The sequence below is a fragment of the Herbidospora mongoliensis genome (assembly GCF_001570545.1).
Taxonomy (GTDB): Bacteria; Actinomycetota; Actinomycetes; order Streptosporangiales; family Streptosporangiaceae; genus Herbidospora; species Herbidospora mongoliensis.
Genome location: NZ_BBXD01000011.1, coordinates 290844 through 314264 on the forward strand (window position 1 = coordinate 290844; position 23421 = coordinate 314264).

At 70.2% G+C, this 23421-nt stretch carries 20 protein-coding genes; 9 read left to right on the forward strand and 11 right to left on the reverse strand.

What is annotated here, in order from left to right:
• Positions 1 to 5: 5 nt before the first annotated feature.
• On the reverse strand, positions 6 to 1502 hold the full coding sequence (locus tag AW272_RS12905) for a phytoene desaturase family protein (RefSeq protein ID WP_066364070.1): 1497 nt from the start codon (positions 1500 to 1502) through the stop codon (positions 6 to 8).
• 145 nt (positions 1503 to 1647) lie between these two features.
• On the opposite strand from AW272_RS12905, the gene AW272_RS12910 reads away from it, so the two are divergent.
• The 3 genes from AW272_RS12910 to AW272_RS12920 all read left to right on the forward strand — a co-directional run bounded on the left by AW272_RS12910 (position 1648) and on the right by AW272_RS12920 (position 5292).
• Positions 1648 to 2556, forward strand: coding sequence for a pseudouridine-5'-phosphate glycosidase (locus tag AW272_RS12910; protein WP_066364072.1), 909 nt, complete (start codon positions 1648 to 1650; stop codon positions 2554 to 2556).
• A 20-nt stretch (positions 2557 to 2576) separates the two neighbouring features.
• Positions 2577 to 3485, forward strand: a complete 909-nt coding sequence (locus AW272_RS12915; protein ID WP_245657482.1) for a carbohydrate kinase family protein — start codon at positions 2577 to 2579, stop codon at positions 3483 to 3485.
• Between the two features lie 64 nt (positions 3486 to 3549).
• Entirely contained in the window at positions 3550 to 5292 is a 1743-nt protein-coding gene (locus tag AW272_RS12920) for a hypothetical protein (protein ID WP_066364075.1), read from the forward strand.
• Here AW272_RS12920 and AW272_RS12925 read toward each other — a convergent pair.
• From AW272_RS12925 to AW272_RS12950, 6 genes are all read right to left on the reverse strand, one after another.
• Complete coding sequence (locus tag AW272_RS12925; RefSeq protein WP_066364076.1) at positions 5282 to 5725, reverse strand: GNAT family N-acetyltransferase; 444 nt, start codon at positions 5723 to 5725, stop codon at positions 5282 to 5284. The genes AW272_RS12920 and AW272_RS12925 overlap by 11 nt on opposite strands.
• A gap of 163 nt (positions 5726 to 5888) precedes the next feature.
• Positions 5889 to 6332: a Rieske (2Fe-2S) protein gene (locus tag AW272_RS12930; protein WP_245657484.1), complete on the reverse strand. Its 444-nt coding sequence runs from the start codon at positions 6330 to 6332 to the stop codon at positions 5889 to 5891.
• A 104-nt stretch (positions 6333 to 6436) separates the two neighbouring features.
• Positions 6437 to 7588, reverse strand: coding sequence for an acyl-CoA dehydrogenase family protein (locus AW272_RS12935; protein ID WP_066364079.1), 1152 nt, complete (start codon positions 7586 to 7588; stop codon positions 6437 to 6439).
• The gene (locus AW272_RS12940) at positions 7589 to 8497 is read right to left on the reverse strand and encodes a hydroxymethylglutaryl-CoA lyase (protein ID WP_066364080.1); all 909 of its coding nucleotides are present in this window, start codon (positions 8495 to 8497) and stop codon (positions 7589 to 7591) included. It abuts the gene before it with no gap.
• A complete protein-coding gene (locus AW272_RS12945) occupies positions 8494 to 10299 on the reverse strand; it encodes an acetyl/propionyl/methylcrotonyl-CoA carboxylase subunit alpha (RefSeq protein WP_066364082.1) in 1806 nt (601 codons plus the stop codon). The genes AW272_RS12940 and AW272_RS12945 overlap by 4 nt, the downstream gene beginning before the upstream one ends.
• Before the next feature lie 5 nt (positions 10300 to 10304).
• Positions 10305 to 11873: a carboxyl transferase domain-containing protein gene (locus tag AW272_RS12950; RefSeq protein WP_174551812.1), complete on the reverse strand. Its 1569-nt coding sequence runs from the start codon at positions 11871 to 11873 to the stop codon at positions 10305 to 10307.
• Between the two features lie 64 nt (positions 11874 to 11937).
• On the opposite strand from AW272_RS12950, the gene AW272_RS12955 reads away from it, so the two are divergent.
• Positions 11938 to 12510, forward strand: coding sequence for a TetR/AcrR family transcriptional regulator (locus tag AW272_RS12955; protein WP_066364084.1), 573 nt, complete (start codon positions 11938 to 11940; stop codon positions 12508 to 12510).
• Positions 12511 to 12752: 242 nt separating this feature from the next.
• Here AW272_RS12955 and AW272_RS12960 read toward each other — a convergent pair whose 3' ends face one another.
• From AW272_RS12960 to AW272_RS12970, 3 genes are read right to left on the reverse strand one after another with little or no spacing between them, the layout of a single operon-like run.
• On the reverse strand, positions 12753 to 15743 hold the full coding sequence (locus AW272_RS12960) for a coiled-coil domain-containing protein (protein ID WP_157518521.1): 2991 nt from the start codon (positions 15741 to 15743) through the stop codon (positions 12753 to 12755).
• Positions 15744 to 15777: 34 nt separating this feature from the next.
• Positions 15778 to 16929: a hypothetical protein gene (locus AW272_RS44990; RefSeq protein ID WP_245657486.1), complete on the reverse strand. Its 1152-nt coding sequence runs from the start codon at positions 16927 to 16929 to the stop codon at positions 15778 to 15780.
• Positions 16930 to 16940: 11 nt separating this feature from the next.
• Positions 16941 to 18128: a hypothetical protein gene (locus tag AW272_RS12970; RefSeq protein WP_245657488.1), complete on the reverse strand. Its 1188-nt coding sequence runs from the start codon at positions 18126 to 18128 to the stop codon at positions 16941 to 16943.
• A 52-nt stretch (positions 18129 to 18180) separates the two neighbouring features.
• Between AW272_RS12970 and AW272_RS12975 the strand changes: the two genes are divergently transcribed.
• Positions 18181 to 19113: a winged helix DNA-binding domain-containing protein gene (locus AW272_RS12975; protein ID WP_083958262.1), complete on the forward strand. Its 933-nt coding sequence runs from the start codon at positions 18181 to 18183 to the stop codon at positions 19111 to 19113.
• Here the strand turns inward: AW272_RS12975 and AW272_RS12980 are convergent.
• A complete protein-coding gene (locus AW272_RS12980) occupies positions 19095 to 19811 on the reverse strand; it encodes a M50 family metallopeptidase (protein WP_066364697.1) in 717 nt (238 codons plus the stop codon). The two genes, AW272_RS12975 and AW272_RS12980, sit on opposite strands and share 19 nt — an antisense overlap.
• 141 nt (positions 19812 to 19952) lie before the next feature.
• On the opposite strand from AW272_RS12980, the gene AW272_RS12985 reads away from it, so the two are divergent.
• The 4 genes from AW272_RS12985 to AW272_RS13000 all read left to right on the forward strand — a co-directional run bounded on the left by AW272_RS12985 (position 19953) and on the right by AW272_RS13000 (position 23419).
• Positions 19953 to 21038 carry a magnesium and cobalt transport protein CorA gene (locus AW272_RS12985; RefSeq protein WP_245657493.1) on the forward strand — a complete coding sequence of 362 codons (1086 nt, stop codon included), beginning with the start codon at positions 19953 to 19955 and terminating at the stop codon, positions 21036 to 21038.
• A gap of 67 nt (positions 21039 to 21105) precedes the next feature.
• Entirely contained in the window at positions 21106 to 21594 is a 489-nt protein-coding gene (locus tag AW272_RS12990) for a PadR family transcriptional regulator (RefSeq protein WP_066364089.1), read from the forward strand.
• Complete coding sequence (locus tag AW272_RS12995; protein WP_066364091.1) at positions 21591 to 22565, forward strand: ATP-binding cassette domain-containing protein; 975 nt, start codon at positions 21591 to 21593, stop codon at positions 22563 to 22565. Before AW272_RS12990 ends, AW272_RS12995 begins: the two co-directional genes overlap by 4 nt.
• The gene (locus AW272_RS13000; RefSeq protein WP_066364092.1) at positions 22562 to 23419 is read left to right on the forward strand and encodes an ABC transporter permease; all 858 of its coding nucleotides are present in this window, start codon (positions 22562 to 22564) and stop codon (positions 23417 to 23419) included. Before AW272_RS12995 ends, AW272_RS13000 begins: the two co-directional genes overlap by 4 nt.
• Positions 23420 to 23421 lie beyond the last annotated feature (2 nt).

Here is a 23421-nt window from a genome sequence, read left to right on the forward strand (position 1 = left end):
GACCCTTAACGTCCCAGAACGGCCATCGCCGCGTTGTGACCGGGGATCCCGCTCACCCCGCCGCCGCGCCGGGCGCCCGCACCGCACAGCAGCAGGCGTTCGTGGACGGTCTCCACGCCCCAGCGGCCCTCTTCGGCGTAGGGCCAGGACAGGTCCTGGTGGAAGATGTGGCCACCCGGAAGCCCGGCGTCGTGTTCGAGATCGACCGGGGTCTTCGCCTCCAGGCACACCCCTTCCGGACCGGTCAGCAGCACGTCCTCGATCGGTTCGGCCAGGACCGAATCCATCGAGACGAGGGTGCGGCGAACCGCCTCCTCCTTGGCCCCCGGCCGGTCGAACAGCCGGGCGGGCATGTGCAGGCCGAACAGCGTCATCGTCTGAGCGCCGGATCTGCGCAGGTCGGCGCCGAGGATCGAGGGGTCGGTCAGCGAGTGGCAGTAGACCTCGGCGGGCGGCAACGTGGGGATCTCCCCCGCCGACGCCTGCCGGAAGGCGAGCGCGAGCTGGTCGCGGCTCTCGTTGATGTGGAAGGTGCCGCTGAAGGCCTCGCGCGGGTCGACCGAGCGGTCCTTCAGCTCCGGCAGCCGCTTCAGCACCATATTGATCTTGAGCTGGGCGCCTTCCGGCCGCTCGGAGGGCTCCTCCCCCAGCAGTCGCGCGAGCGTGAAGGGGGGCAGGTTCGCGAGGACCTTCCCGCCGGTCACGGTGTGCTCGCCCGTCTCGTCTCGGTACGTCACCTCGCCCGTCGCCGGGTCGATCGCGACCACCTCGGCGTTCACGCGGATCTCCGCGCCCGCCTTCGTGGCGATGGCGGCGAGCCCGCCCGTGACGGCGCCCATGCCGCCCACGGGGACGTTCCAGTCGCCCGTGCCGTCACCGATGACGTGGTAGAGGAAGCACCGGTTCGCCAGCAAGTCGACGTCGGGGTCGGCGAAGGTGCCGATGAGCGCGTCGGTCAGCACCACCCCGCGCACCACGTCGTTGGCGAACAGCTCGTTCACCACCTGGCCGATGGGGCGTTCGAACAGATCGGTCCAGGGCGCCCCGACCAGCTCCTTGAGGCGCTCGCGCGGGAGCAGCGGCTCGATCAGGGTGGGCGCGATCGCGGTCGCGGCGGCGGCCGTCATGGCGTAGAAACGACGCCAGGCGACGATCTCGTGGCCGCCCCCGGTGATGTTCGCGAACGAGGCGGCGGTGCGGTCCTCGTCGCCGCCGTCCACCAGAAGACCACCGGTTCCCACCGGGGTGTACGACGAGAAGCGCCGCCGCCGCAGATCGAGCGGCAGCCCGAGGTCTTTCACGACCTTGGAGGGCAGCAGGCTGACGAGGTAGGAGTAGCGCGACACCCGGGCCTCGACGCCCGGGAAGGCCTGGGCCGAGACGGCCAGGCCGCCCACATGGCCGAACCGCTCCAGCAGGAGCACGCTCTTGCCGGCTCGGGCGAGATAGGCGGCGGCGACCAGGCCGTTGTGACCGGCACCGGCGATGACGACGTCGAACATGGTGAATCCCCTCGTTTCGTGGCTGGACGAAAACGGAGCGGGGCTAGAGACCGGTCTGCCAGTGGGGCTGCGGCTGGGACACCATGCCCGCACCCTACATTTGTGAGTGCTCTGGTACCACCTGCGACGTATGGGGAAATTTCAAATGATCAAGCGTTCCGAGGAAGTGGCGACGGCGCTCGCGGAGGGCCGCCCCGTGGTGGCACTGGAGTCGACCATCATCTCCCACGGGCTGCCGCAGCCCAGGAACCTCGAAGTGGCGCGTGAGCTGGAGAATCTGGTGCGCGCGGGTGGAGCGGTGCCGGCCACGATCGCGGTGCTCGACGGGGTCGCGCGCGTCGGGCTGACCGACGAGGACCTGGTCCGGATCGCCACCGAGCCGGGCCTGCGCAAGCTCGGCTTCCGCGACCTGCCGCCGTGCGCCGCGCTCAAGCTGAGCGGCGCGACCACGGTCTCGGCGACCTCGTTCCTGGCCGCGCGGGCCGGCGTCCGGGTCTTCGCCACGGGCGGCCTGGGCGGGGTGCACCGGGGCTACACCTCGGTGCAGGACGAGTCGGCCGACATCGACACGCTGAGCCGCACTCGCATCACGGTCGTCTGCGCCGGCGTGAAGTCGATCCTGGACGTGCCCGCCACGCTCCAGCGCCTGGAGACCCGGCAGGTCACCGTGGTCGGGTTCCGCACCGACGAGTTCCCCGGCTTCTACCTGCACACCTCCGGCGAGCCGGTCGACTGGCGCATCGAGAGCGCCGAGGAGGCCGCCGGCATCATGCGCGCCCAGGACGCCTTCGGGGGCCCGGAGACCGCGCTGATCGTCGCGAACCCCGTACCGGAGGACGAGCAGCTCGACCCGGCCCTGCACGACCGCGTGCTCGCCGACGCCCTGCGCGCCGCCGAGACCAGCGGGGTGACAGGTCAGGCGATCACCCCCTACTTGCTGGAATACCTGGTCGAGGCCACCCAAGGCGCCTCACTTACCGCCAACCTCGCGGCAGTACGCGGAAACACCCGCCTCGCGGCGGAAATCGCGTCATCCTGGACGCCGGAGATCTGAGGGACATGGGAGGCCTTTTGGTGATCGGCGATGTCGTGACCGATGTCGTCGCCCTCCATCGTGAGCCGGTGGCCACGGGCACCGACACCGAGGCCGACATCACGTTGCGGCCGGGCGGCTCGGGCGCCAACACCGCGGCGTGGGCGGCCCATCTGGGCGCCGACGCGCGGCTGCTGGCCCGCGTCGGGGCCGACACGGCGGCATGGCACCTGAACGCGCTGAGCGGCGTCAGAACCCATGTGACCGTCGACCCCGCCCGCCCCACCGCCGTCGTGATCGCCATGGTCGACGACGCCGGCGAGCGGTCGTTCCTGACGAACCGGGGCGCGGCGCGGCATCTGGGCCCAGGCGACTGGACCGACGCGCTGCTCGACGGCGTGAGCTGCCTCCACCTGTCCGGCTACCTGATGTGGACGCCGGAGGGGCTGGAGCTGGCCCGCGTCGCGATGCGGGCCGCCAAGGACATCACCGTCAGCGTCGATCCGGCGTCGACCAGGTTCCTGCACGAGTTCGGCGCCGAACGTTTCGTGGCCGAGACACGGGCAGCAGATGTGATCATCCCCAACCGGGACGAGGCACTCGTGCTGACCGGAGCCACCGAACCCGAGCAAGCGGCCGAACTCCTCGGCGGCATCTATGGCACAGCGGTTGTGAAGCTCGGCCCGGCGGGCGCGCTTCTCGCCCAAGACGGGCGTATCGTTGCTCGGGCCGGTGCCGTCGCGGCGGGGCCGGGTGACCGCGTCGTTGACTCCACCGGCGCGGGAGACGCGTTCGCGGCCGGGTTCCTCACGGCGCGACTCGCGGGTTCCACCGGTTCCGAATGTCTCGAAGCGGGCTGCCGCGCAGGCAGGCGGGCCGTTGGCCTCGTCGGCGGCCGTCCCCCGGCCGTCAAGAACGCATCTGAGCTTTACCCTATTGACACCAATTGATAGCTTGCGGCGTAAGCTGCACCATTAGCAACAAGCGTCACTCTCGGGAGGGTGCGGTCAACCGATGGACGCCGAGTCAACGATCTGCCTGAGCGATCTGGTTCCCGCCCTGCGCTGGAGCCGCCCCCAGCAGGTGGCCGAAATACTGGCCGATCCACGCCTCCCCGGCGGCTGGTGGGGCTCCGTCGCGCTGGGCCGTGCCCTCGGCACGACCGGAGTTGACTGGGTCTGCGAGCGGCTCGCCCGGCTCGCCGTGACCCATCTCGATCACCTGCCGCTGACCGACTTCATGCCGGCCCTGCAGGTGCACACCGTCGACCGGCAGCTGCCCGGCTGGCCCGACCCCGTCCGCTCGGTGATCATCGGCCTGGGCGGCTGGCAGCGCCTGCGCCGTCTCACCGCCGGCGACCTGGCGGCGCCGTCGTCCGCGGCCTCGCCCGAGACGGTGCTCACGGCGGTGTTCCAGGAGATCTTCGCGCACATCCGCATCGAGATCCCCGCCGACGCCGCCGCGCAGGCCCCCGCCCCGCAGCCAGTACAGCAGCAGGCCCCCAAGCAGCAGCCGGTGCAGCAGCCCGTGCAGCAGAAGGCCCCGGCCCAGCCGCTGTCGGCGCCCGTGCCGGCCGTCGAGGAGACCGGCATGATGGCCGCGATCCCGGCGCGCGGCCGGGTCAACGGCGTGAAACCGCCCCTCAACGGCACGCCCCTCGTGTCGGGCCCGCCGAAGGCGAAGGAACCCGAGCCCGCGCCGCTCAACACGGCCGAGCACCCGATGGTCGGCCTGGTCGAGCACCTGTTCCGCGAGTGGAACCAGCTGGAGCGCGCGGTCGCCGCGCAGCGCCTGTTCGCCGCCGAGCCGATCAGCCTCCGCACCCTCGCCCACGAGCTGGGCGTCGACCGTGAGCTGCTGTCGCAGGCCCAGCGCACCGCCGAGGAGCGGGTGCTGATGTGGCTGCGCTCCCCCGACTCCGCCGCCCTGACGGGCCACCTGTTCGGCCTCACCGAGTGGCTCGGCACCGCCGCCACCCAGGAACAGCTGATCGCCGCCGACGCCTCCCACCCGATCGAGGTCCCGGCGCTGCGTACGCCCCTGTGGCGCGTTTTGGTGACCCTCATGCCCGACCGCCGCCTGCAGGACGGCTGGCTCGTCGTGGGCGACCTGGGCGGCCTGCGCGACCGCACCCGCCAGCTGCTGTCGGCCCACGCGGCCGATGCCGACGTCATCGAGCTGCTCGGTCAGCTCGGCATCCGTTCCCACTCCGCCAAAGCTTGGATGGAAGCCCTGCCGAAGAGCCTCACGAACCCGTCCTCCGCCAACGGCGGAGCCCCCGTCGGCGACGCCCCGCTGCCTCGCCGGACCCCCGGCGCCAACGGCCACCCGGCCCGTCCGGCGGGCGTTCCCATACCGAAGATGGCGCACAGCGGACCCGACCCGCAGACCGCGCTGGCCGCGCTCAACGCCCTCACCGGCGGCGCGCCGCGCCCGCACCTGGTGCCCAGCCCGCGCAGCACGCCGAGCCCGGCGTCCGACCCGCGCCGCTGGCAGCGCATCGACGTGACCAGCGGGCACCTGCGCGGTGAGCCGGTGGCGGTGCCGGAGAACTACGCGGCGCAGCTGGGCATGCGGCCCGGCACGCTGCTGTCGGTGACCGGCCCCGGCGACAACGCCGTTGTGCTCGTGTGGCGCGACCGGCAGCCGGTCTTCGACTCGCTGCAGCCGGTGCTGATGCGGTTGAACGCGCGGCCGGGCGACTCGGTCTACGTGACGGTCGACGGTTACCGGCTGGACGCGCAGCTCACGTCTTAGGACGGAGCAGTTTGCGGTAGTAGGTGGCCGACACCTCGTAGCCGGTCGCCTTGTAGAACTCGGCCGCCCGGCGCGTGGCCAGCGAGACGTATCCGGCGTCGCGGCTACGCGCCCAGAGTTCGAACTCCCGCAGCAGGTGGCGGCCCAGACCGAGGCGGCGGAACCCGCTTTCGATGATGGCCTCCTCCACCCACGCGACCCGCCCGTTGGCGAACAGCGTCAGGTGGGTGAACCCCAGGAGATAGCCCCGGACCGTGCCGTCGACGGTGGCCACGAGGAGACGCGCCTCCTCGTTCTCCAGGAGCTCCGGGAACGCGGCGTCGAAGGAGGCCCTTTCGGGCCGGAATGACACGGCGAACTCCCGGGCCAATGCGAAGATCTGCTCCGCATCGGTCTTCTCTGCTCTGCGAAGCTGGAGATCACCGGACGTCATGAGGCGACTCTAGGATCCGCCCGACCTGCACGTCCATCACCGGGATGCGGTCACCCGGCTACTCAGCCCACCCGAAACGCCCGCCTTAACGGAAGTTTAAGCAGGTGGGAAGTGGTACGTCCGGCCACGTACCACTGGTGGTAATGGTGCCAAACTTTCGCACTTATCCAAGCAGGATGGAGTCGCCCTCGACCTTGATCGGGACCTCCGGGAGCGGCGTGGGAGCGGGCCCGCCCTGGACCGAACCGTCGGCGATCGAGAACTGCGAGTTGTGGCACGGGCAGACGATCTTGTCGGCCTCGATGGTCTTCACCTTGCAGCCCTGGTGGGTGCAGATCGGGCTGAAGGCCTTGTAGGTGCCGGCCTCCGGCTGGGTGATCACGGCCTGCTCGGTGATCACGCCACCGCCGACCGGAACATCGGCCGTCGCGGCGATGGCGGCGCCACCGGCCGCGGGGGCGCTCTCCGCCGGAGCCGCCGCGGAGGTGTCGGCGGGGGCCGGCTCGGCGGCCGTGGGCTGCTCTCCCGAACACGCCGCGACCGCGACGCCGACCCCGGCCAGCGCGGCGGTGCCGATGGCGCGGCGACGAGTGAGGTTCAAGTCCACTTTGATGCCCTTCATGTGGGTTGCTGGATGTCATACACAGACAACCAGCAGCCGGGAGCGGACCCGAACGCTTGATCAGCTTTCTAAGGATTAATTAATCGTGGTCAGAGGCCTCCGAGGCCCAGTTCACGGGCGATGAGGAGGCGCTGGATCTCGCTCGTGCCCTCACCGATCTCCAGAATCTTGGCGTCCCGGTAGAAGCGGCCGACGGGGTATTCGTTCATGAAGCCGTAGCCGCCGAAGACCTGGGTGGCGTCGCGGGCGTTGTCCATCGCCGCGTTGGAGGCGACCAGTTTGGCGATGGCGGCCTCCTTCTTGAACGGCAGCCCCCGGAGCATCCGCTCGGCGGCGTGGTAGTAGGCCAGGCGGGCGGTGTGGGCGCGGACCTCCATGTCGGCGACCTTGAACTGCATGGCCTGGTAGTGGCCGATCGGGTGGCCGAAGGCGTGGCGCTCGGCGACGTACCGGACCGACTCGTCGACGCAGCCCTGGGCCAGGCCGACCGAGAGGGCGGCGATGGCGATCCGGCCCTCGTCCAGCGTCTGGAGGAACTGGGCGTAGCCCCGGCCGCGCTCGCCGAGGAGGTTGTCGGCCGGGACCCGGCAGTCGGTGAAGGACAGCTCGCGGGTGTCGCTGGAGGACCAGCCGACCTTCGAGTACTTCTCCGAGACTCCCAGGCCGGGGGTGCCGGCCGGGACGATGATCGTGGAGATCTCGGGCCTGCCGTCGGGCCGCCGCCCGGTGATCGCGGCGACCCCGATGAAGCCGGTGATGGAGGTGCCGGAGTTGGTGATGAACGCCTTCGAACCGTTGATCACCCATTCGTGCCCGTCGAGGACGGCCGTGGTCCGCATGCCGCCGGGCACGTCGGAGCCGCCGCCGGGCTCGGTCAGGCCGAACGCGCCGAGCAGCTCACCGGCCGCCAGCCTGGGCAGCCACTCGTCCTTCTGCGCGGCGGTGCCGAAGCGGTGCAGCGGCATCGCGCCCAGGGAGACGGCGGCCTCCAGGGTGATGGCGACGCTGGAGTCGACCCGCGCGAGTTCCTCCAGCGCGAGGCAGAGGGCGAAGTAGTCGCCGCCCATGCCGCCGTTCTCCTCGGGGATGGGCAGGCCGAACAGGCCCATCGCGCCCATCTTGCGGACGATCTCGTAGGGGAACTCGCCCTTCTCGTAAAGATCGCCGATGACCGGGGCGACCTCGTCCCGGGCGAACGCCTCGACGGTTTCGCGCAGGTCTTCGTGGTCTTCGGTGAGCATTCAGGACTCCTGGGTGAGCGCGCGGACCACCGCGCTGGGGCTGGGCCGGCCGAGCTTCCCGGCGAGCCAGTGGCTGGTGGCGGCGAGGGCGCGGAGGTCGACGCCGTGGCGGATGCCGAGGCCGTCGAGCAGCCAGATCAGGTCCTCGGTGGCGAGGTTGCCGGTGGCCGACTTGGCGTAGGGGCAGCCGCCGATGCCGCCCGCGCTGGCGTCGATGACGGTGATGCCGTGGCGCAGGGCCTCGACGACGTTGGCGAGGGCCTGGCCGTAGGTGTCGTGGAAGTGGACCGCGAGCGGCCTCTCCCGGGGGAACGCGTCGAGCAGCGCGCCGACGTGCCCCGCGGTCGCGACGCCGATGGTGTCGCCCAGCGACAGTTCGGCGCAGCCGAGGTCGAGGAGCCTGCTGCCGACGTCCACGACCTGACTGATCGGGACGGGGCCCTCCCACGGGTCGCCGAAGCACATCGAGACGTAGGCCCGGACCGTGAGACCGTTCTGCCGGGCTCTTTCCACCACCGGGGCGAACATGTCGAACTGGGTCTTCAGCGACCGGTTCAGGTTGCGCTGGGCGAACGTCTCGGTGGCGCTGCCGAAGATCGCGATCTCGGTGCAGCCGAGTTCGAGCGCGCGGTCGAGCCCGCGCTCGTTCGGGACCAGGACCGGATATCGGACGCGATCGTGTCTTTTGATGCTTTTCAGCAGGTCTTCGGCGTCGGCCAGCTGCGGGACCCACTTCGGGTGGACGAAGCTGGTCGCCTCGATGACCTTCAGGCCCGCCGTCGCGAGCCGTTCGACGAACTCCGCCTTGACCTCGACGGGGATGATCGTCTTCTCGTTCTGCAGGCCGTCGCGGGCGCCGACCTCGTAGATCGTGACCGCTTCGGGCAGACCCTCGATCCTGTACGTCATTCCCCTGCCTCCACGATCGCGAGCACTTCGTCGAGGGCGACCTGCTGACCGGCGCGGACGCCGAACGTGGTGAGCGTGCCGTCGATGGGCGCGGTGATGGTGTGCTCCATCTTCATCGCCTCCACGATCAGCAGCGGCTGGCCCGCCGTCACCTCGTCACCCTGGGCCGCCTTCACGACCAGGACCGTCCCGGGCATGGGACTGCGGACCGCGCCGTCACCCGCTTGGGCGGCGGCCGACTTCTCCTCGATGGGTTCGTGTCTGGTGATCTTGTACGTCTGGCCTTCGGCATGCAGCCACAAGGTCCCGCCGTCACGGGCTGTGGTGAAACGCCTGGTCAGACCGTCTGGTTCCGGAGCCTCGACGATCTCGCCGCGGACTTCCAGGAGGTGGGTCAGCGGGCGGTGCCGGCCCAGCCGCCAGCCGTCGGGGATGTCCCAGGGGTCGTCGGAGGCTGGTTCCGGCGTGAAGACACGGGCCGCCTCTGTCAGGACATATCCGGGTGTCGGCGGTTCGGTCGGGTCGAGTTCGCGTTCGACCAGACCGGTGTCGAGATGGCCTTTCTGGACCTGGTCGTTCCGCAGGAGTCTCTGGAGGAAGGCCAGGTTCGTGGTCACGCCGAGGATGACCGTCTCCCGTAGCGCCTTGTCGAGCTTGGCCAGCGCCTCTTCTCGCGCGGGGGCCCAGGCGATGACCTTGGCGAGCATGGGGTCGTACCCCGTGCCGATCACGCTGCCCTCGACGATGCCCGAGTCGAAGCGGACCTCAGGCTCTTTGAGCTTGAGGACGCGGCCGGTGCTCGGCAGGAACCCCCTCGCCGGGTCTTCCGCGTAGACGCGGGCCTCGACGGCGTGGCCGTCGAGCTTCACGTCGTCCTGGGTGAGGGGCAGTTTCTCGCCCGCCGCCACTTTGAGCTGGAGTTCCACCAGGTCGAGGCCGGTGACGAGTTCGGTTACGGGGTGTTCGACCTGGAGGCGGGTGTTCATCTCCATGAAGAAGAACTCGCCGGTCGCACCGTGGACGATGAACTCGATGGTGCCCGCGTTGACGTAGCCGACGCTGCGGGCGGCCTCCACGGCGGCGGCGCCCATCTTGGCCCTGGTGGCCTCGTCGAGGAGGGGCGAGGGCGCCTCTTCGACGATCTTCTGGTGCCGGCGCTGCAGGCTGCACTCGCGTTCGCCCAGGTGAATCACGTTGCCGTGGCTGTCGGCCAGGACCTGGATCTCGATGTGGCGGGGGCTCTCGACGTACCGCTCGATGAGGAGGGTGCCGTCACCGAAGGCGGCGAGCGCGGTCCGCGCGGCCGAGGCGAGGGCGTCGGGCAGCTCTTCCGCCGAGCGGACCAGCACCATGCCCTTGCCTCCCCCACCGGCGGACGGCTTGATCAGCGCGGGGAAGTCCCTGAAGTCCTCAAGGCCGGTCGACGCGCCGGGAACGACCGGGACCCCGGCGGCGGCGACGGTCTCCTTGGCGCGGATCTTGTCGCCCATCGCCTCGATCGCCCCGGCGGGCGGCCCGACGAACGCGATGCCGTGGTCGTGGCAGGCCTGGGAGAAGGCCGTGTTCTCCGACAGGAAGCCGTAGCCGGGGTGAACGGCCTGGGCGCCTGTCTTCCGGGCCGCTTCGAGGACTTCGGAAATGCTGAGGTAGCTGGCGATTTTTACCGATATATCGGCTTTATCGGCATGTGTGCTGTCGCCCTCGGTGTAGACGGCCACCGACCTGATGCCCAGGCGGCGGAGCGTCCTGATGACGCGGAGGGCGATCTCGCCCCGGTTGGCGACCAGAACGGTGTCGAACATGGCTCTCACATCCTGAAGACGCCGTAGCCGACCGGCCCCAGCGGTGCGTTCGCGCAGGCGCCGAGGGCCAGACCGAGGACGGTCCGGGTGTCGGCCGGGTCGATGACGCCGTCGTCCCACAGGCGGGCGGTCGAGTAATAGGGGTTGCCCTGGGATTCGTACTGGGCCCTGATCGCCTCCGGATCGGCGTCGCCCACCATCGACAGCACGGTCGCGGCCTGCTCACCGCCCATGACCGAGATGCGGGCGTTCGGCCACATCCACAGGAACCGCGGCGAGTAGGCCCGCCCTGCCATGGCGTAGTTGCCCGCCCCGAACGACCCACCGATGACCACGGTCAGCTTAGGCACCCGCGCGCAGGCGACGGCGGTGACCATCTTCGCGCCGTGCTTGGCGATGCCGCCGTGCTCGTAGGCCTTGCCGACCATGAACCCGCTGATGTTCTGCAGGAAAACGAGCGGAATCTCGCGACGGTCGCACAGCTCGACGAAGTGGGCGCCCTTCATAGCCGACTCGGCGAACAGGATCCCGTTGTTGGCGATGATCCCGACGGGGTGGCCGTGGATGCGGGCGAACCCGGTGACGAGGGTCGGGCCGTACTCCTGCTTGAACTCCAGGAACCGGCTGCCGTCGGCGATCCGCGCGATGACCTCCCGCACGTCATAAGGGGTGCGCGTGTCCGGGGGCACGATGCCGTAGAGCTCGCGGGGGTCGTGTTTGGGGACTTCTGTTTCGGTACGCTCCCACGCCGCCTTTTTGGGAGCGAAGGTGGCCACGATGTCCCGGACGATCCGCAGGGCGTGCGCGTCGTCGTCGGCCAGGTGGTCGGTGACACCACTGATCCGCGAGTGGACGTCGCCACCGCCCAGCTCCTCGGCGGTGACCTCCTCGCCGGTGGCGGCCTTCACGAGCGGCGGCCCGCCGAGGAAGATCGTGCCCTGGTTCCGGACGATCACCGCCTCGTCGCTCATCGCCGGCACATACGCGCCACCGGCGGTGCAGGAGCCCATCACCGCCGCGATCTGCGGGATGCCCTTCGCGGACATGGTCGCCTGGTTGTAGAAGATGCGCCCGAAGTGCTCACGGTCGGGGAAGACCTCGTCCTGCTTGGGAAGGAACGCGCCCCCCGAGTCGACCAGGTAGACGCACGGGAGATGGTTGTCGAGGGCGACCTCCTGGGCGCGGAGGTGCTTCTTGACCGTCATCGGGTAATAGGTGCCGCCCTTGACGGTCGCGTCGTTGGCGACGACCACGACCTCACGCCCACTGACTCGGCCGATGCCGGTGATGATCCCGGCCGCCGGGGCGTCGTCGTTGTAGAGCCCCGTCGCGGCCAATGGGGAGAGCTCCAGGAAGCGGGCGCCGGGGTCGAGCATCGAGTCGACACGGTCTCGCGGGAGCAACTTGCCGCGCTCGACGTGGCGAACGCGCGACCGCTCGGGCCCACCCTTCGCGGCGGTGTCGAGCCGTTCCCGCAGCTCGGCGACGAGCCGCTCATTGACCTCGGCGTTCTTCTTGTACGGCGCCCCGCCCGGGTCACCCGAACTGGACAGAACCGGCCACACGTCAGCCACCTCCTCCTTGGGTTACGGCGCTCACGTTAGTCGCCATTAACATGGGCGTCTACTATGGGGGCTTGTGACCACACCTACCCGGAATCGACGGACCGAGATCCTGGACGCGGCGGCCGGCCTGTTCGCCGAACGCGGCTTCCACGGGGTGTCCATCGAGGAGATCGGCGCGGCGGTCGGGGTGTCCGGGCCCGCTCTGTACCGGCACTTCCGCGGCAAGGAGGCCCTGCTGACCGAGATCCTGCTCGACATCTCGGCCCGGCTGTCGGCGGCCGGCGAGTCGGCGGCTGCCCTCGACCCCTCTGACGCCTTGGACGTGCTGCTCAGAGGCCATATCGAGTTCGCCCTGAGCCACCCCGAGCTGATCCGGGTGCACGAGCGCGAGCTGCACAACGTGCCTGAGGCCGACCAGCGGGCGATCCGCCGGCTGCAGCGTCTCTACGTCGAGGAGTGGGTCGGGGTCGTGCGTGACCTGCATCCGGGGTGCGCGGTCTCGCGTGTACGAGCAGCGGTGCACGCCGTGTTCGGGTTGCTCAACTCGACGCCTCGGAGCGTCGGCGAGCTGGGCCGGGAGGAGATGGCCTCAGTGCTGGAGGTCATGGCTCGGGCGTCGTTGCGGGTAGCTGTTAGCCGCGATTAACATGCGCCGAGCCGACGCCTTTACAAAGTAGATTTCCTGCTCGATGGCACGACGCCGGCCGCTCCCCTTTCGGTCGCTTTGCGCGAAGGCAGGCCGAAGACCCGGCCTTGAAGGCTCGCCCCGGCGCTCCATCAGGGGCGCACCTCCTGGATCGGACGTGCGGGGAGGGCGACGACGGCGCGGCCCGGCGGTGGATCGAGACCCATCCCGGGTGTGCGGTCGGCCCGCCTGCACCTACCCGGTCAGGTGCGGGTCACATAGTCCGTGAGCATCCGCACACGGTCGGCGTGCTTGTCGTGGGCGATGATGATGGGCGGCTCGTTGTAGGCCATCGCGTCGGATGACCTGCGGAGCTTTACGTACTGTCCGCAGGCGTCGATGGCGTAAGGCTCCATGTCGTCCTGGAGCGCGCCGATCACGGTGATGCCGTAGGTCTCGCCGATGCGGCGGAACAGGGCGACGGCCTCCCGGCGGTGTTCCTTGCCGAGGTTGCGGCCGAGTTCGTCGAGGACCAGCGTCAGGTGCTTGCCTCCGCTGGACGCGATCGCCGCCGCACAGACCAGCTTGACCGCCTTCTCGTCCATCAGCGCGGTGTTGGCCCGCCGGTTGTACGGCACGTAGCCCTGACCCTCGCCGCGCTTCCACTTCGGGATCACCCGCCACGACCAGCGCTGTTCCGGGTCGGCGGGGGCGGCAGGGACGGGGAAGTCGAGGGACGCGCCGTAGCCGCCGTAGCCGGTGTCGAGGCGGTCGAACTCCTCGGACACTCGGGCCAGGCGCGCGCGGATGGCCTCCGTCAGGGTCGCACGGTGGACGGCGGTCGACTGGGCGGCCTCCTCTGCGCCTCTCGTGGCGGCGGCGAGGTCGCGGTGGCGGGTCGTGATCTGGGTTTCGATCTGGCGGCGCTGGTGGCGCTCGAACTCCTCCTGGGCCCGCAGGTAGGAACCCAGCGCGTTGCACACCGCCTGGAAGGTGGCCAGCTCCTCGGCGGCGCGGCCGTCCTTGCGGGCCGCGATGAGGTAGGCGAGCTCGTCGGGCAGCTCCTCGCCGTCGTCGAAGGCGCCGCGCAGGGCGGCGTCGAGATGGCGTTCGGCGGCGCGCCACCACTCGTCGGCGCTCAGCTCGTTGTCGGCGAGCCATTCGACCGCCCCCTCGATCGTGCCGCCCCAGTCTCTGACCAGGGTGTCGAGCCCGAGGGCGACCCGCTGTGCCTCGATGCGGGCGGCGCCCGCGCGGGCCTCGTCGCGGCGGGCGGCCAGGGCGTGACGGCGGCCCTCCAGGCGGTCGGCCTCGACGTCGCGGGTGCGGGCCCGGAAGTCGAGCGCGGCGACCTGCTCCTCGGCGGCGTCGAGGACGGGGGTGAGCTCGGCGGCGGCGGTGGTCAGCTCGGTGAGCCGGTCACGCTGGGCGGTCAGGCGGGTGGCGAGCTCCGCCAGCCGGTCGGCGGCCTCAGCGCCCTCGACCCGGCGTTCGGCGCCGGTGACACCGTCTTCCGCCTTCTTCACGGCGGCGGCGGCACTCTCCTGCGCCGCGACGGCCCGCTCGACGCGGTTGGCGACGGCTTTGATGCGGGCCTCTCGACCGGTGACCTGCGACTCGGCCTGGCCGACGACGGTCACGCCCGACGACGAGACCACGACAGACCCGGGCAGCGCGGCCAGGGCCTTCGCGGCGGCGGCCATGTCGGCGGAGTCGACCACGACCGCGTCGCGCGCGGAGGCGTCACGGGCGCCTGCCCCGTTCGCGTGCCGGGCGCCGGCGTCGCGGGTCTGTTCGGCGACGTCCAGGGCGTCGAGGAGGCCGGCCGCCGGGATTCCGGCCAGGCCCAGCGCGGTGAGCTGGACGGCGGCCGGGCCGTTCTCGGCGTCGCGGAGGGCCGCCTGGGCGGTCTCGTGTTCGCGGTCGGCGACGCCCAGGGCCTTGAGCGCCTCGGCGTGTACCTTCCTGGCCTCGGTGAGTTCGGCGCGAGCCTGCTCCGGGTCACGGCCGTCGGCGCGGCGGCGCTGTTCCTCCAGGGCGGGGATCTGGGCGCGGAGCTGGTCGGCGGTGTTCTGGGCGACCGCGCGTTCGGCCTCGACGCGGGCGGCGCTGGCCTGGGCGGCGGCCAGTTCCCTTCGGGCGGCCGACAGCGCGCGGTCGAGCGAGTCGTCTCGCAGCGCCGCGATCTCGGCTCTGACCTCGGCGATCGCGGTCTCGGCTGTGTCGGTGGCGGCGTCGAACTCGGCCCGTTGCGCCGTCAGGACGGCCTCGGACCCGGCGGCGTCAGCGGCCCGGCGGGCCAGCCTGCCGCGCCAGTGCTTCAGGGCGTCGGCCAGGCGTTCGCGGGACCGGTCGCGGCGGTCGAAGGCGGCCAGCAGGTGGCGGGACTCGTCTTCGAAGTCGGCCAGGCGCCGGCGGGCGTCGTCGGCGCGGACCCGCTTGGCGTGTTCGTCGCGGCGGGCCTCGCGTTCCTGGTCGAGCTCGGCGTCGAGGCCGGTCAGCGCGGCGATGGCCTCGAAGATGCGGTCGGGCGAGATCTCGTTCAGGGGCTGGGAGAGGAGGTTGGTGGCGACCTTGCTGCGTACCGAGGTCGACAGGAACGACACGCACCTGACGCGGTCGCCGTAGAGGACCTTGGTCAGGTCGCGGGCGACGACGTCGCGCCGCCCGGCGCTCTTGGGCAGCCCCGACCAGATGACGTCGGCGTGGGTGACCCGCTCGGCCTCCGAGGCGGCACTCGCCAGGTGGACGCCCTCGGCCCACCGCACCTCCAGATGCGGCGCCTCCTGGTTGACCCGCACCCACACGGTCACCGGCACCCCGGCCGACGGCACGTCGAAGACCCCGACGATGTAGCCGTGGTCGGCGCTGGCCCACTGCTGGTCGCCGTGGGCGGCCAGCTCGGCGTTGAAGAGAAGCTCGGAGACGGCCTTCGCCCCGGAGGCGAATCGCCACTGCTCGTCGCCCAGCAGCGCTGTGATCGCGGCGATGAACGACGACTTCCCGGCCCCGTTGGAGTCTTTCGGCCCGGCCCCCGCGACGACGACGAGCGTGCCCGGCACGATCGGGACGGTATGGGTCGACAACCGCGAGATGTTGACCGGCTGAAACGCCACCAGCACCCGATCGCCGACGATGTTGTCCTGCGGCACCCGCACCGGCCGCACGTCATCGATCGGCACGACGACCTGGAACAACCCGGAGGCCCCGGGCTCCCCCGGCTTGTCCCCACTCAGATCGACGACCTCAGTCATCCCCGCCCCCTTTCCGAACCGAACCGAACATCCATCACGCCACCTCGTCCGAACCCTGCGGCTCGTGGCGGCGTCGCTTGCCCCTGATGGCGACCGCCAGCGGCGTCTGCGGACCGGCCGCGAGGATGAGTTCCTCCTGCAGCCGCGCGCGGGCCGCCCGGGTCAGCCGGTGGAACTGCGGCCCCGGCACGTAGCCGCCCGCGCCTTCCTCGCTCGTCTTCTGCTGGGCGATCAGGCCCGCCTGGCGGAGCGACCGCAGCGCCGCCTCCAGCTCACCGATGGGCAGCAGGGTGCGCCGCCGCAGTTCCTCGGTCGCGACCGGATGGGGCGACAACCAGGTGTCCTCCCCCAGCAGCCCTTCCGCCCGGGGGATCGCCACCGTGTGGACCAGCACGAGCGCCAGCACCGCCCGCTCGGCCTCCGGCAGCGAGGTCACCCGGTAGGCGTCGGCGTAGCCGGAGATCCACGAGTCCTTCCGCTGGAGCAGCACCCGCCCGCGCCGGGCCAGCATCTCCATCAGCGCCCGCCGCAGCGCCGGATCGCGCAACGCCGCGAACCGCGCCTCGTGCACCGGCTCGGCCGCCGTCTCGACCGCGACGAACGCCGCCACGAGCTCGGCCCTGCGCCGCTCGTCGAACGCCCCGAGCAGGTCGCCGAACTCCTCCGGCCCCTCGTCGCGCGACTCCACGACCGGGGTCACCTCACCTGAAGGCGCGGGCGCGGCGATGCGCCGCATCAGCTCCCGCAACTGAGCATGGCCGTCGGCGGTCCAGAGCACACAGCGCGGCCCGAGCCGCAGAGTCCCGTCTCCGGCCAGCACGATCCAGCCGGTGTCGTGGAGCCGCCGCAGCGCCCCGACGGCCCAGCTCCGCACGGAGTCGTCGGTCCGGCCGACCATCGTGCGATAGCAGGCGAGCACGTCGTCGACCGCCGCCACCACGCCGGGCCACGGCTCGGCGTCGAGATCGGCCCAGCACATGCGCAGACAGCACGCCAGCACCCGCCGCGTCTCCCCCGCCCGCTCCACGGGCGAGGACGCGATCTGGTATTCCTCCAGCAACGAGGGCGACGCCCCGTCGGGCCACACGGGCACCCCGACTGCCCCTACCCGGACGAACCCGGGCGGCACGGACCCGGTCAGCGCCACCAGGCCAGACGATCGCGCCTCAGCATGAAGCTCACCCATGAATCCGGCCCTCACCCATCGGTTCGCTCCAGACGGCCGTGCGACAGCCAGCTCGGCCGCCCCGCGGGATCGGCCGTGAGCGTGTCGGACCAGGCCAGCCGGTAAGGCGCCTCCGGATGCAGGTCCGCGGAGGCCAGGTCGGCGAGCACCCGGCGGATCGTGGACCAGTCTCCTATCAGCACCTCTTCCAGGGCCACGGCCTGCCGATCCCCCAGTAGCGACTCGGCCACCTCCGCGAACCGCCCGGGGGCGGCCGCCGTGAGCGATGACGAAGCCCCGTCGTCGGGGAGAGCCGAGCGAGGTGGTGCGGGACGCACGGGCACCGGGCGGGGTGCCTCGTCGACGGCCCGGACGATCGCGCCGGGGTCGTGCCACGGTGCGGCGGCGTCGAAGACGAAACCTTCCAGCACGTCGGCGAGCCGTTCCCTCGACGCCGTCTGGGCGAAGGTTCGCCAGGTCTCCGCCGGCAGCAGCGTCAGGTTCCGGGTCGTGCCGGCCGAGTCGGCCAGGCGGCCGGCCGCGCGGCGGGAGGCGTCGCTGTAGGCGTAGATGGCCGAGCGCAGGTCGGTGCAGACACGGTCGAGGTCGGGCCAGCGGGTGAGGATCGTGGTGTGCAGGCTCTGGGCGCGGCGGGCGATCTCCTCCGTGCCCCACAGCTTGGGGGCCTGTTCGCGGAGTTCCTCGATCGTGCCCGTGGTCAGGGTCACGAGTTCCAGGGCCCACAGGCGGAAGGCGCGGGACAGCATGTCGGCCGATCGGCGGGCCTGGTCCATCGTCGTGCGGGGGCCCGCGACGGTCAGGTCTTCCAGCGCCAGCAGGCGGTGCATCTCGCTCTGGCCGCCGTCGTCCATCATGCGGCGGATGAACATCAGGCCGACGACCGAGGTGAACGACGCCCGATAGCGGAGCTGGTTGGGTTTGGGGAACACCTCACGGATCGCGCCCAGGCCGCGCAGGACCCGGAGCCGGTTCTCGAACTGCTCGACGGGGTGGGCCCGGCACGCGTGGCGCATCTGTTCGTGGGTGAGCCACTCTTCGCCCGCTTCGGCGAACGCCGCGAACAGGGTCTCGGCGATGTCGACCAAGGCGGGGTCGTCGATGACGGCGCCGCTGTCGCGGGCCAGCGCGGCGAACATCCTGCGGTAGGTGACCAGCACCGCCTCGTCGGACAGCGCCGAGTCGAGTGTCTCGGGAAGCACGCGCCCCACCGTAGGGCACCCCTCCGACATTCCGTGTTCCTAAGATCGACCCGTGAACGATCCATGGCCGAGGCGGGCCGCCGCACAACTCCTCGACCGCCCGAGGACGGGCGTGCCCGAGCTCGTCAGAGAGCTCCTGGCCGTACAGGCTCAGGATTCGAGGGCGGCGGCGCTCGCGCTGCGCGCCCGGGGCGCCGGGTTCACCAGGCACGATGTGCAGGAAGCCATCGAAAGGCGAGAGATCGTCCGGGCCTGGGGTCCGCGGGGCACACTGCACCTGATCAGGACCGATGACCTGCCCTGGCTGCTCTCCCTCACTCGGTCCTCGACAGCGACGATCGCCAGACGGCTCGCCCAGCTCGGCGTCACTGGCGACGACCTGGCGGAACGCGTCGAGAAGGCCACTTTCGGGCAAGGGCCCCTCACCAAGGCCGAACTCGGTCAAAGACTCAAAGCGGAAGGCCAGGCGATCGTCCATCTGGCCGCTGTCGCGGCCGAGCAGGGCAGGCTGGTGCTCGGTCCCGACCGGAACGGCAAGGCCACCTATGTCCACACCGCAGATTGGCTCGGCGCGCCGATCGCCTTCGAGCCCGACCGCGACCGCGCGCTCAGGGAGCTCGGCCTGCGCTACGCGCGGTGCCATGCCCCGGCCACGCCCGAGGACCTCGCCTACTGGTCGGGGCTCAGCCTGAAAGACGCGCAGAGTGCCTATCAGGTCGTACCGGAAAAGGAGCCGTGGGAAGGGATACGGCTACTGCCCGCATTCGATGAGTTTCTGCTCGGCTGGAAGGAACGTGCCCCGATGACCGTTCCACCGGCCACGATCGCCCCCGGTGGGGGAATCATCCGGCCGGCCATTGTCAAGGACGGAACGATCATCGGCACGTGGTCGATCGAGCGAAACAAAGTAGTGACGAGCGCCACAATTCCACTCGATCGTGAAGCCGCCGAAATCACGACTTTTCTTCACATCACCAGCAAATAGCCGCCGTATCCCAATGCCACCAGGGACACCACGAAAAACAGAAACACCCAGAATGCGCCGGGGACCCGGGTCAGCCGGGCGAGCTGGTCGGCGTCGGAATCGGGGGCCCGGCCGCGCCGCCGCTTGCGCTGGAGTTCGAGGATGGGGCGCACGCCGCCCAGCATGAGGAACCACGCCGCGCCGTAGGCCACCACGCCCTGGACGTCGGGCGGCGCCAGCCACGACACGCAGAACACCGCGCCGCCGACGGCCAGCAGCGAGACCACCCCGAACACGTTCCTGATCAGCAGTAGCATGCACGTGAGCAGGCCGAGCACCAGCCAGAGCAGCAGCGTCACGTGCCCGGCGTCGGTCAGCCAGGCCGCGCCCAGGCCGACGAGCGAGGGGGCGATGTATCCGGCCGCGGCCGTCAGCACCATGCCGGGACCGGTCGGGCGGCCGCGTGTCAGCGTCACCCCGGAGGTGTCGGAGTGGAGCCGGATGCCGCGCAGTTTGCGGCGCGTCAGCACGGCCACCAAGGCATGGCCGCCCTCGTGGGCGATCGTGATCAGACCCCGTGACAGGTGCCACGTCTGCGGGTATGCCACGATGCCGAAGGCCACGACTCCCGCGACCGCGATCACCCACAGCGCGGGCGCCGGGTGGGTGTCGATGAGCTGGTTCCAGAGGGCTTTCAGGGGGGCCACCTTCTGAGGCAGATTCACAGCGCGAACCACAGCGGCCTACGGCCGTGAGCGTCTCGTCCAGGGAGAAGCCTAGGGGCTTTGGCACCTCAGAGGATTGATCCGAGTATGGGGGGATACCGTCACCGTGTGGCAAAGCTTCGAATGCGGACGTGGATGAGACGTGACGCCTCCCCCGAGGCCTCGATGGACCCCAGAAAGCCCGAAGACATCCTGGTCAAACAGAGTGTCATCGACAACGCCATCTACCTGAACGGACACCGGGTCGACTCACCCCTGTCCCTCGCGGGCGCGTTCGCCTCACTGCGCGCCAACCCGGGCTCGATGGCGTGGATAGGTCTCTATCGCCCCGAGGACAGCGAGCTCCTCAAGGTCGCCGAGGAGTTCGGGCTGCACGACCTCGCCATCGAAGACGCCATCGTGGCCCACCAGCGGCCCAAGGCCGACCGCTACGGCGAGACCCTGTTCATGGTGCTGCGGGCGGCCAACTACCTCGACGCCGAGGAGGAGGTCGAGTTCGGCGAGCTGCACGTCTTCCTCGGCCCCGACTTCGTCATCACCGTCCGCCACAGCGAGGCCCCCGACCTCTCGCTGGTCCGCAAGCGCATGGAGAACGACCCCGACCTGCTCCGGCAGGGTCCCCAAGCCGTTCTGTACGCGATCATGGACGCCGTCGTCGACGCCTACGCCCCGGTCGTGGCCGGCCTGCAGAACGACATCGACGAGATCGAGGTGCAGGTCTTCGGCGGCGACCCGGCGGCCCCCCGGCGCATCTACGAACTGTCCCGCGAGGTCATCGAGTTCCAGCGGGCCACCGTGCCGCTCGCCCAGATGCTGGAGGGGTTCATCCAGCACGCCCCCAAGTTCGGCGTCGACCCGGAGTTGCAGAGCTACCTGCGCGACGTGTCCGACCACGCGATCACCGTCACCGAGCGGGTGGCCGGGTTCCGGCAGATGCTCCAGGACATCCTCATCGTCAACTCCACCCTGGTCGGCCAGGCCCAGAACGAGGAGATGACCAGACTCACCAGCGCCAGCATCGCGCAGGGCGACGAGGTCAAGAAGATCTCCGCGTGGGCGGCCATCCTGTTCGCGCCCACGCTGGTCGGCACGATCTACGGGATGAACTTCGACCACATGCCCGAGCTGCACTGGGCCCTCGGCTACCCGTTCGCGGTGTTCCTCATGGGATGTGTCTGCGTCACGCTCTACCTGGTGTTCAAGGCGCGCGACTGGTTGTAAATCACATCGACATCTTCAACTATCGAGATATATCTTTGAGAATATCTCGATAGTTGGAGGCTTCGTCATGCCTGTTCCCCCCATACCATCCCTCCTCCAGGTCAGACGGGGTAACGTCCGGGCCGCGCTGCTCGCGCTGCTGGCCGAGGAACCCCGCAACGGTCACCAGATGATCGAGGAGATCTCCCGCCGCAGCGGCGGCGTCTGGCGGCCCTCCCCCGGCTCGGTCTACCCGTCGCTCCAGCAGCTGGAGGACGAGGGCCTGGTCGTCGCCGCGGAGTCGGCGGGCACCCGCGTCTACCGGCTGACCGACGACGGCCAGGCGGCGGCGACTAGCCGTACAGGACCCGATCCCTGGACCGAAGTGGCCCAGAGCCTGACCGAAGACCGCCACGAGATGCGGCTGCTCTGGGGTCAGCTCGCCGAGGCGTTCATCCATCTCACCCAGGTCGCCACCGACGAACAGGTGGCCCAGACCAAGAAACTGCTGAAGAACACCCGCCGGGAGATGTTCCGCATCCTCGCCGGTGACGACGACGAGGAAGGAGATCGATGAACGCCGTCGAGGTCACCGACCTGAAGAAGTCCTACGGCAAGGTCGAGGCGGTCAGGGGCGTCAGCTTCGATGTCGCGCACGGAGAGGTGTTCGGCTTCCTCGGCCCGAACGGGGCCGGCAAGTCCACCACGATCAGCATGCTCTGCACCCTGATCAACCCCACCGGCGGACGCGCCCGCGTCGCCGGCCACGACGTGGTCGGCGAACGCGACGAGGTCCGGCGCAACATCGGCCTGGTCTTCCAGGACCCCACCCTGGACTCCTACCTCACCGCCGAGCAGAACCTCCGCTTTCACGCCGAGCTCTACGGCGTCCCCAAATCGGCCGTGGGCGACCGGCTCAAGCAGGTCATGGAGATGGTGGCCCTGTGGGACCGCCGCGACAGCAAGGTCAGCACCTTCTCGGGCGGCATGAAGCGCCGCCTGGAGATCGCCCGGGGCCTGCTGCACTCCCCCCGCGTGCTGTTCCTCGACGAACCGACGGTCGGGCTCGACCCGCAGACCCGTTCGGCGATCTGGGGCTACATCAACAAGCTCCGCCGCACCGAGGACATCACGATCTTCATGACCACCCACTACATGGACGAGGCCGAATACTGCGACCGCATCGCGATCATCGACCACGGTGAGATCGTCGTCATCGACTCCCCCGAAGCGCTGAAGGCCAGCATCGGCAAGGACAGGGTGCAGATCCACACGTCCGACGACCAGGCCGCCATCGCGGCGCTGAAAGAGCGGTTCGACCTCGACGCGGGCGTCCACGACGGCGCGGTGACCTTCGCGGTGGCCTCAGGAGAGGAGTTCGTGCCGAAACTGTTCGCCGGACTCGGGCTGCCGATCACCGGGGTCAGCGTGCACCGGCCGACGCTCGACGACGTGTTCATGAACTACACCGGCTCGACGATCCGGGACGCCGAAGAGGAGTCCTCCGGGGGGATGAACCAGATGATGAGAGCGAGGCTGCGCCGATGACGACGACGGACATCGCCGAGGTCCGGCTGCCCACGGGCGGCCTGGCCCACGACGTGCGCGCGGTGAAGGTCGTGTTGCGGCGCGAGATGCTGCGGTTCGTCAACGACCACACGCGGCTGGTGTCCTCGCTGGCCCAGCCGATTCTCTTCCTCTTCGTCCTCGGTACGGGTCTGGGCTCGATCGTCGGCAACGCGATCCCCGGCGTCGACTACCGGACCTTCATCTACCCCGGGGTGCTCGCCATGACGGTGATCACCACGGCGATGTTCTCGGCCGCCTCGATCGTGTGGGACCGCGAGTTCGGGTTCCTGCGCGAGATGCTGGTCGCGCCGGTCAGCAGGGGCGCGATCGTGCTCGGCAAGTGCCTGGGCGGGGCCCTCGTGGCCACCGGGCAGGGCGTGATCATCCTGGCCATGGCGGGGTTGGTCGGGGTGCCGTACGACCCCGTGCTGATCATCACGCTGCTGGCCGAGATGCTGCTGGCGGCGTTCACGATCACCGCGTTCGGCACGCTGCTGGCCGCCGGGATGAAGAACATGCAGACGTTCTTCGGCATCATGCAGATGGCGATCATGCCGATGATCTTCCTGTCCGGCGCGATGTACCCGCTGTCCAACCTGCCGGCCTGGCTGCACATCCTGACCGTGATCAACCCGCTGACCTACGCGGTCGACCCCATGCGGCAGGCGGTCTTCGGCCACCTGACCGTGGAACCGCACGTCGCGGCCGTGCTGAACCCGGGGATCACCTGGTTCGACTGGCGGCTGCCGATCTGGTTCGAGCTGGTCCTGGTGGCGCTGATCGGGCTGGCGCTGTTCCAGCTCGCGGTGGCGCGCTTCAGACGTACCGAATAAGA